Below are 9,776 nucleotides of genomic sequence, written 5' to 3'. Positions count from 1 at the left end.
CGCCCGGTTACATTCCGAACCCGGAAGCTAAGCCTTACAGCGCCGATGGTACTGCAGGGGGGACCCTGTGGGAGAGTAGGACGCCGCCGAACAATTATTCAGGGTTGGACCCGGAACTTCCGTTCCGGGTCCAACCCTTTTTTGTTCTGCGTCACTTGAAGTTCACGTTGCGCAACAACGATCCGAAGCATGGGTACTGCTGCAATGCTCAGGGCCGCCGGCGTCGGACTCGGTGACGAGGTTGTCGTGCCGGCGTTCGGGAACGTCGAGGTGGCCGAGGCCGTTGCCATGGCCGGGGCGCTGCCGGTGTTCGCCGACATAGACCCGGTGACGTACTGCCTCGACGCGTCCGCTGTGGAGGCGGCCGTAACTCCGCGTACGGCGGCCGTCGTTGTCGTACACCGATTCGGGCGGCCCGCGGACATCGCGCGGATGCACGGGGTCGGGCAGCGGCACGGGCTGTTGGTGCTGGAGCAGGGGGAGTCCGAGGCGCCGTACGACGAGATCGCCCAGCGTCGGGAGCGGGCGGCTTATCTGGACGCCAAGCTCAGGGGCGTATGGACGCCCGATGGTGGTGACGGGCACACCTATCAGCAGTACGTCGTGCGGGTGCCGGGGAACGGGCGGCCCGATCGCGATGCCTTCGCGCGTGCGGTGCGGGCCAGGGGAGTTGAGTGCCGGGTGCCGGTGAAGACTCCTGTGCACCGGCTGCCGGAGTTCCGGCGGTGTGTATCGCTGCCGGAGACCGAGCGGGCCGCTGACGAAACGCTTGCTCTGCCTGTCGATGCCGCGTTGACGAAGCGGGACATGCAGCGCATCGTGGGCGCCTGCAATGCGCTGGGTGGACTGCTTCAGCCCGCTTTCTGAGCGTGGTTGGGAGCAGGAGTCCGTTCGGGGTATGATCTATTCCGTTGCCGCGAGGGAAACCTCGAAAAGGCGACAGGCCCCCTTAGCTCAGTCGGCAGAGCGTCTCCATGGTAAGGAGAAGGTCAACGGTTCGATTCCGTTAGGGGGCTCCAGTCGAAAGGCCCCGCCCAATTGGGCGGGGCCTTTGTCGTATCCGAAACTCTCTTGTCAGTCCTTGTGGAGGCCAGGTACGCGCATCGCCAGGATCGCCATGTCGTCGGACGGGGCGTCCGACGCGAAGCGTTCCACCGCGCGCATGATGCGGGCCGCGACCGCGCCCGCCGTGAGGCCCGTGCAGGTCGTGAGGACGTCGGTGAGGCCGTCGTCGCCCAGCATGCGCGTGCCCTCGCGGCGCTCTGTGACGCCGTCCGTGACGCACAGGAGGACGTCGCCGGGGTCGAGGGTGACCCTCTGCTCGTAGAGCTCCAGGTCCTCCATGACGCCGAGGAGGGGCTGGGGTTCGGCGGCCGGCTCGACCGTGCCGTCCTGACGCAGGCGGAGCGGGAGGGGGTGGCCGGCGCAGACCACCTTCAGTTCCGCGCTGCCGTCCTCCTGGGGGCGCAGTTCGCCGTACAGGAGGGTCAGGAAGCGGCTGCGGGCGCCCTCGTCGAGAATGGCCGAGTTCAGTCGCTCCAGGACCGCGGGGCCGGACAGGCCCTCGCGGGCCAGCAGGCGCAGGGCGTGCCGGGCGAGGCCCGTGACCGCCGCCGCGTTGGGGCCCGTACCGCAGACGTCTCCGATGGCGAAGCCGTAGGCGCCGTCGCTGATCGGGAAGAGGTCGTAGAAGTCGCCGCCGACCTCGTTGCCCTCGCCGGCCGCGCGGTAGATGACCTCGACCTCCACGCCGCCGATCTCGGGGAGCTCGGGCGGCAGGAGGCTGCGCTGGAGGGACTGGCTGATGGCCGTGCGCTCCGAGTACAGGCGGGCGTTGTCGAGGGCCAGGGCGGCCCGTCGGCTCAAGTCCTCGGCCAGTTCCAGGATTTCCTGGCGGAAGTGCTCGTCGGTGGGCTTGCCGAGGGTGAGCATGCCGATGACGCGGTTGCGGGCGACCAGGGGCAGGACGACCGTCTCGCCGCCCACCGCGGACGCTGTGGCGAGCGTGGGGCCGATGCCGGAGGCGACTTGATGGGTCGGGCCGCCGGACAGGCCGAGGCTGCGCATGGAGCTGCGCAGGGCCGCCTGGTGGGCGACCTCGCCGGGGGCGGACCAGACGCGGGCGCCGGGGGTGGGGACCGGGTCCGGCGGGGGCACTTTGGAGAGCAACGACTTGATGCCGTCGATGAGTTCCTCGTCCTCGTGCAGGACGTACGAGAGATATGGCTCGGAGGCCTGGTCGGCGATCGTGTAGACCGCGCACCAGGTGGCGAGGGTCGGGACCGTCATCTGGGCCATCAGGGCCAGGGTCTGGTCGCGGTCCAGGGTGCCGGCGAGGAGGTCGGAGGCCTCGACGAGGAAGCTCAGGGAGCCGCGGCGCAGGCGTTCCAGTTCGCCGAGGCGGGCCGACTCGACGGCCAACGCGATGCGGTCGGCGGCGAATTGGAGGCGTAGGGCCTCCTCGTTGGAGTATCTGCCGGGGGACTCCGCCGCGACGCCCAGGGAGCCCGTGAGGCGGCCCTCGACCTTCAGGGGGACCGTGACGACCGAGCGCATGCCCGTGCCGCTCAGCAGCGGTACGGCGCCCGGTACGGCCGTCAGGTCGTCGTGGACGGCCGGCATGCGCGCCGAGCCGTAGCGTCCGGGGCCGGCTTCGACGGGCACGCGCGCGAAGCGCTGGCGGGCGGAGGGCAGGCCGGTGGAGGCGCGGACCTCCAACTCCGTCTCGTCGTCGGTCGCGAGGAGCAGGAACGCGGAGTCGGCGTCGAGCATGTCGCGGGCCCGCTCGACCGTGCGCTGGAGGAGGCCGTCTAGGTCGTCGGGGGCCGGGGAGCCGATGAACACCTCGAAGGGGTCGGTGCTCTGGCCCTCGGAGGAGTTGACGCTGTCGGAGGGCGGCATGCGCAACGGCGTCTGCAGGACGGCCCGTTCGTGGTCCCGGACGAGCAGGCACACCGTGGAGGGTTCGCCGCCCGTGTCGCGGACCCTCAGGTGGGAGGCGTACACCGGGGTGACGCGGCCGTTGGCGCCCCTTATGCCGTAACTGCCCTCCCAGCGGGAGAGTTGGAGTGCCTCCGCGATGCCGGTGCTGGTGCCCGGGGTGTGCGGCCAGGCGGCGAGATCGGTAAGAGGCTTTCCGATTACCTGTTCGGCTGGGTAGCCGAAGAGTTCCTCCGCGTCCTCGTTCCACGACGTGATGGAGCCGGTGCGGTCGATCTGGACGACCGCGACGCGCACTCTGCCGTCGGCGAGGGGGAGGAGGTCGGCCGGGAGGGACGGGCCGGCGGCGCGGGTGCCCACCGCGCGCTCGGGCAGGTCGAGTTGGAACCAGACCTGCTTGTGCGTGGGCGTGTACTCGACGCCCCAGCGGCCGGCCAGGGCGGCGCACAGCTGGAGTCCGCGGCCGCCCTCGCGGTCCGGGCTGCCCATGGTGGAGGGATGGCCCTGGAGGGGGATCTCGCGCTCCGGATACCGGTCGGCGACCTCGACGCGTACTCCGTCGTCGCTGCGCAGGCACAGGACGTCGGCGGCGGTGCCCGCGTGCACCACGGCGTTGGTCACCAGCTCGCTCGTGAGGACCACGGCGTCGTCGACGATGTCGGCGAAACCCCAGCCCTGGAGCGTGTCGCGGACGAAGGAGCGGGCGGTCGCTACCGATCGCCCGACGGGCTCGAAGCTGGCGGCCGCGCGCGCGGTGATCACTGAACTCCTCGTCCGGTTGTCGGCGTGCAGGGCTCCGTGGCCGGCCGGCTGGTGCCGCTGATGCGGCAGACCGCCCGTCGGCCGGGGGTCCGGGGGCTGTCCCCCCGGGATCAGTCCGGTGGTCATGTTGTGCGGCCGCCCCTCCGATGCCCGCTCGTTCTCGTGCCACCGCCCAGGCCGGACGGACCGGCGCGGCTGGACAGCCGCATGCAAGGTTACTTACCTTCGCCGTCCATGCGGATGCCGGTCTGCAGTGTTTCCGCCCAGAGGGTGTGCGGACGATGTGCGAAGCTGCCGAACTGTTATGGCCGGGTTCAGGCAGGGTGAAACACTGGGCAAGCTTCTTGTGAAGGTACGGACAGGCCGAGTGACTTCCCTATGCAGCGGGCAGCAGCCGGTGGTGCGGCCTGGTATATCCGGCAGAAATACGCAGCAGTAACTGGTACGTCGAACGGTAGTACCGGAGCACAGCAGTAACGGTCGACCCCTGCGGGAGGGACACAGTGGAGTCTGGCGCAGCGACGCGGGGCACTAAAACGCGCGCGAAAGGCGGACAGTCCCTGAGCAACCAACGCAAACCGCGCGGAGGGACGACCGCGGTGGACACGGCGTCTCTGAACCGACTGCTGGCGGCTCTCGTGGCGATGCGCGACGGGAACTTCCGCAAGCGGCTCACGGTGTCCGGCGACGGCGTGATGTCCGAGATCGCCGCGGTCTTCAACGAGGTGGCCGACCGCAACCTGCATCTGACGGGTGAGCTGTCGCGGGTGCGGCGCATGGTGGGCCGCGAGGGCAAGCTCACGGAGCGGCTGGAGACGGGCGCCTACGAGGGTTCCTGGGCCGCCGCGGTCGAGGCCTCCAACGCGCTCGTGGACGACCTTGTACGGCCCGTCTCCGAGGTCGGCCGGGTGCTGTCCGCGGTGGCCGAGGGCGATCTCTCGCCGCGCATGGAGCTGCGGACGCAGGCGCCGGACGGGACCGGGCATCCGCTGCGGGGCGAGTTCCTCAAGGTCGGGCGGACTGTAAACAACCTTGTCGATCAGCTGTCGACGTTCACCGACGAGGTCACGCGGGTGGCCAGCGAGGTGGGCACCGAGGGCAAGCTGGGCGGTCAGGCACGCGTGCGTGGCATGTCGGGTTCGTGGAAGGACCTCACGGACTCCGTCAACACCATGGCGTACCGGCTGACGGCCCAGGTGCGGGACATCGCGCTGGTGACGACCGCGGTGGCCAAGGGCGATCTGTCCCGCAAGGTCACCGTGCACGTGGCCGGCGAGATGCTGGAGCTGAAGAACACCGTCAACACGATGGTGGACCAGCTGTCGTCCTTCTCCTCCGAGGTGACCCGAGTCGCCCGTGAGGTGGGCACCGAGGGCGAGCTCGGCGGTCAGGCGCAGGTGCCGGGCGTGGCCGGTGTGTGGAAGGACCTCACCGATTCGGTGAACCTGATGGCAGGAAACCTTACTGCCCAGGTGCGCGGGATCGCCCAGGTGACGACGGCGGTGGCCAACGGTGACCTGTCGCAGAAGGTGACCGTGTCGGCGCGCGGCGAGGTCGCTCAGCTCGCGGACACGATCAACCAGATGACCGAGACACTGCGGATCTTCGCGGACGAGGTCACGCGCGTGGCCAACGAGGTCGGTGCGGCCGGGCAGCTGGGCGGGCAGGCGAACGTGCCTGGTGCGGCCGGTACCTGGAAGGACCTGACCGACTCCGTCAACACGGTGTTCCGGAATCTGACCATTCAGGTGAGGGACATCGCGGCCGTCACGACGGCCGTGGCCAACGGTGACATGTCGCAGAAGGTCACCGTCGACGTGGCCGGCGAGATGCTGGAGCTGAAGAACACCGTCAACGGGATGGTGGACCAGCTGCAGTCGTTCGGTTCCGAGGTCACGCGCGTGGCCCGGGAGGTCGGCGTCGAGGGTGAGCTCGGCGGCCAGGCGCAGGTGCCCGGGGCGGCCGGCACCTGGAAGGACCTGACGGACTCCGTCAACACGGCGTTCCGCAACCTCACCGGACAGGTGCGCAACATCGCCCAGGTGACGACGGCGGTGGCCAACGGCGACCTCTCGCAGAAGGTCACCGTGGACGTCTCCGGCGAGATGCTCCAGCTGAAGAACACCGTGAACACGATGGTGGACCAGCTGTCCGCCTTCGCCGACCAGGTGACCCGGATGGCCCGGGACGTGGGCACGGAGGGCCGGCTGGGCGGCCAGGCGGTCGTACCGGGGGTCTCCGGTACGTGGAAGGAGCTCACCGACTCCGTCAACTTCATGGCCGGCAACCTGACCTCGCAGGTGCGGCAGATCGCCCAGGTGACCACCGCGGTGGCCCGGGGCGACCTCTCCCAGAAGATCGACGTCGACGCGCGCGGCGAGATCCTGGAGCTGAAGAACACCATCAACACGATGGTCGACCAGCTCTCCGGATTCGCCGACCAGGTGACCCGGGTGGCCCGCGAGGTGGGCACGGAGGGCCGCCTCGGCGGTCAGGCGCAGGTGCCCGGCGTGGCCGGTGTGTGGCGGGACCTGACCGACTCCGTGAACGGAATGGCAGGAAACCTTACTGCCCAGGTGCGCAACATCGCCCAGGTGGCCACGGCGGTGGCCCGGGGTGACCTGTCCCAGAAGATCACCGTGGACGCGCGCGGCGAGATCCTGGAGCTGAAGAACACCCTGAACACGATGGTCGACCAGCTGTCGTCGTTCGCCGAAGAGGTCACGCGCGTGGCCCGTGAGGTGGGTACGGAGGGCCAGCTCGGCGGTCAGGCCGAGGTGCAGGGTGTCTCCGGCACCTGGAAGGACCTCACCCAGTCCGTGAACTTCATGGCGAACAATCTGACGATCCAGGTGCGCAACATCGCCGAGGTCACGACCGCGGTCGCCAAGGGCGACCTGTCCAAGAAGATCACCGTCGACGCGAAGGGCGAGATCCTCGAACTCGTCACGACCGTCAACACGATGGTCGACCAGCTCTCCAGCTTCGCCGAGCAGGTGACCCGGGTGGCCCGCGAGGTGGGCACCGAGGGCATCCTGGGCGGCCAGGCGCACGTTCCGGGTGTCACGGGCATCTGGAAGGACCTCAGCGGCAACGTGAACCTGATGGCCAAGAACCTGACCATGCAGGTGCGCAACATCTCCCAGGTCGCGAACGCGGTCGCCAACGGCGACCTGACCCGGACGGTGACGATCGAGGCGCGCGGCGAGGTCGCGCAGCTCGCCGACACCTTCAACACCATGGTGAAGACGCTGAGTTCGTTCGCCGACCAGGTCACCAAGGTGGCCCGCGAGGTGGGCACGGACGGCATCCTCGGCGGCCAGGCGCACGTACCGGGCGTGGCCGGTACGTGGAAGGACCTCACCGAGTCCGTGAACCAGATGGCGTCCAACCTGACCGGCCAGGTGCGCAACATCGCCATGGTCACCACGGCCATCGCCAAGGGCGACCTGACCAAGAAGATCGACATCGACGCCCGTGGCGAGATCCTCGAACTCAAGACGACGATCAACACGATGGTCGACCAGCTGTCGTCGTTCGCCGAGGAGGTCACCCGAGTCGCCCGCGAGGTGGGTACGGAGGGCGCGCTCGGCGGCCAGGCACGCGTGCGTGACGTCGACGGAACCTGGCGCGACCTCACCGAGTCCGTGAACGAAATGGCAGGAAACCTTACTCGGCAGGTGCGCGCCATCGCGCGCGTGGCGACGGCGGTGACCCGCGGCGACCTGAACCTGAAGATCGACGTCGACGCGTCCGGCGAGATCCAGGAACTGCAGGACTACATCAACAAGATGATCGCCAATCTGCGTGACACCACGATCGCCAACAAGGAGCAGGACTGGCTCAAGGGCAACCTCGCCCGCATCTCCGCGCTGATGCAGGGCCGCCGCGACCTCCAGGACGTGGCCTCGCTGATCATGAGCGAGCTGACGCCGGTGGTCTCCGCGCAGCACGGCGCGTTCTTCGTGGCGATGCCGCTCATGGACGGCAAGGACATCAGCGCCGAGAGCGAGGACGCGTACGAACTGCGCATGCTCGGGTCGTACGGCTACTCGATGGGCTCCATGCCGACGTCCTTCAGGCCGGGTGAGGCGCTGATCGGGACGGCCGCCGAGGAGAAGCGCACGATCCTGGTGGAGAACGCGCCCAGCGGCTATCTGAAGATCTCCTCCGGCCTCGGCGAGGCGCCGCCCGCGCAGGTGATCGTCCTTCCGGTGCTGTTCGAGGGGAAGGTGCTCGGCATCATCGAGCTGGCCTCCTTCACGCCCTTCACGCAGATCCAGAAGGACTTCCTCAACCAGATCGCGGAGATGATCGCGACCAGCGTCAACACCATCTCCGTCAACACCAAGACGGAGCAGCTGCTGAAGCAGTCGCAGGAGCTGACCGAGCAACTCCGCGAGCGCTCGGCCGAGTTGGAGAACCGGCAGAAGGCACTCCAGGCGTCCAACGCCGAACTGGAGGAGAAGGCCGAGCTGCTGGCCCAGCAGAACCGCGACATCGAGGTGAAGAACACCGAGATCGAGGAGGCGCGCCAGGTCCTGGAGGAGCGCGCCGAGCAACTCGCCGTGTCGATGCGCTACAAGAGCGAGTTCCTCGCCAACATGTCGCACGAGTTGCGTACGCCGCTCAACTCGCTGCTGATCCTCGCCAAGCTGCTCGCCGACAATGCGGACGCCAACCTCACCCCGAAGCAGGTCGAGTTCGCCGAGACGATCCACGGCGCGGGTTCCGACCTGCTCCAGCTGATCAACGACATCCTCGACCTGTCGAAGGTCGAGGCGGGCAAGATGGACGTCTCCCCGACGCGCATCGCGCTCGTCCAGCTCGTCGACTACGTGGAGGCCACCTTCCGCCCGCTGACCGCGGAGAAGGGCCTGGACCTGTCCGTACGGGTCTCGCCGGAGCTCCCGGCCACGCTGCACACCGACGAGCAGCGCCTCCTTCAGGTGCTGCGCAACCTGCTGTCCAACGCGGTGAAGTTCACCGACTCCGGCTCGGTCGAGCTGGTGATCCGGCCGGCCGGCGCGGACGTACCGATGGCGATCAAGGAACAGCTCCTGGAGACCGGTTCGCTCACCGATCCGGACGCGGCCCTGATCGCGTTCTCGGTGACCGACACCGGCATCGGGATCGCGGCCAGCAAGATGCGGGTGATCTTCGAGGCGTTCAAGCAGGCCGATGGCACGACCAGCCGCAAGTACGGCGGTACGGGCCTCGGGCTGTCGATCTCGCGGGAGATCGCCCAGCTGCTCGGCGGTGAGATCCACGCGCAGAGCGAGCCGGGGCGCGGCTCGACGTTCACGCTGTACCTGCCGCTGCACCCCAGCGAACTGCCCCCGCAGGGCTACCAGCAGCCCGTGGCGGCCCTCGGGGCCAGCGACCTGGTGGCCGCCGCCGAGCTGTCCCAGCTGTCCGAGGTGGAGGTCGAGACGCCGGCGGAGGTGAAGTCGTACCGGGAGACCCAGAACGGCGCCGCCGCGCTCTTCAGGCGCCGTCGCAGGAACGGCCTCGACGCCGAGCGGGTCGGCTCGCCGGAGCAGTGGTCGGCCACCGAGCAGGCCACGGCGCCGGAGGTGCACCGGGGCATCCGCTTCGGCGGGCAGAAGGTGCTGATCGTCGACGACGACATCCGTAACGTGTTCGCGCTGACCAGCGTGCTGGAGCAGCACGGGCTGTCGGTGCTGTACGCCGAGAACGGCCGCGAGGGTATCGAGGTCCTGGAGCAGCACGACGACGTGGCGGTCGTCCTGATGGACATCATGATGCCCGAGATGGACGGATACGCGACGACGACGGCGATCCGCAGGATGCCGCAGTTCGCGGGCCTGCCGATCATCGCCCTGACCGCGAAGGCGATGAAGGGCGACCGGGAGAAGGCCATCGAGTCGGGCGCCTCCGACTACGTGACCAAGCCCGTCGACCCCGATCACCTGTTGGCGGTGATGGAGCAGTGGATGCGGGGCGAGTGACGGGAATCATCGATGTTCACGCGGAGTTGCTGACTCAGTGTGGCCGATGCCGTGTAGAAGTACGGGATTCGGGGAACCTTCTGGTCTCCCGGTCCGTTTCTG

The 9,776-nt window shown here is 68.7% G+C and carries 3 protein-coding genes, 1 tRNA gene and 1 rRNA gene; 4 read left to right on the top strand and 1 reads right to left on the bottom strand.

Going from position 1 to position 9,776, the window contains the following annotated elements; all coding sequences use genetic code 11:
* The 3 genes from rrf to ABZ848_RS30865 form a co-directional block, all read left to right on the top strand.
* Nucleotides 1–92, top strand: a 5S ribosomal RNA gene (gene rrf, locus ABZ848_RS30875); the annotation flags it as partial.
* Between the two features lie 112 nt (nucleotides 93–204).
* The gene (locus tag ABZ848_RS30870; protein ID WP_360837195.1) at nucleotides 205–867 is read left to right on the top strand and encodes a DegT/DnrJ/EryC1/StrS family aminotransferase; all 663 of its coding nucleotides are present in this window, start codon (nucleotides 205–207) and stop codon (nucleotides 865–867) included.
* A gap of 76 nt (nucleotides 868–943) precedes the next feature.
* Nucleotides 944–1,019: transfer RNA gene (locus tag ABZ848_RS30865), tRNA-Thr, on the top strand.
* A 55-nt stretch (nucleotides 1,020–1,074) separates the two neighbouring features.
* Here ABZ848_RS30865 and ABZ848_RS30860 read toward each other — a convergent pair.
* Nucleotides 1,075–3,828: a SpoIIE family protein phosphatase gene (locus ABZ848_RS30860; protein ID WP_360837180.1), complete on the bottom strand. Its 2,754-nt coding sequence runs from the start codon at nucleotides 3,826–3,828 to the stop codon at nucleotides 1,075–1,077.
* Between the two features lie 377 nt (nucleotides 3,829–4,205).
* Here ABZ848_RS30860 and ABZ848_RS30855 point away from each other — a divergent pair, with 377 nt between their 5' ends.
* On the top strand, nucleotides 4,206–9,674 hold the full coding sequence (locus ABZ848_RS30855; protein ID WP_360837178.1) for a HAMP domain-containing protein: 5,469 nt from the start codon (nucleotides 4,206–4,208) through the stop codon (nucleotides 9,672–9,674).
* The last annotated feature ends 102 nt before the right edge of the window (nucleotides 9,675–9,776 follow it).

The organism is Streptomyces sp. NPDC047081, from assembly GCF_040643775.1.
In the GTDB taxonomy this organism is placed as follows: Bacteria; Actinomycetota; Actinomycetes; order Streptomycetales; family Streptomycetaceae; genus Streptomyces.
This window is presented reverse-complemented; position numbering and strand designations above follow the sequence as displayed.

Coding starts and splice junctions, on each gene's coding strand:
- ABZ848_RS30860 (WP_360837180.1), bottom strand. CDS start 3,828: ATGACCACCGGACTGATCCCGGGGGGACAGCCCCCGGACCCCCGGCCG.
- ABZ848_RS30870 (WP_360837195.1), top strand. CDS start 205: ATGCTCAGGGCCGCCGGCGTCGGACTCGGTGACGAGGTTGTCGTGCCG.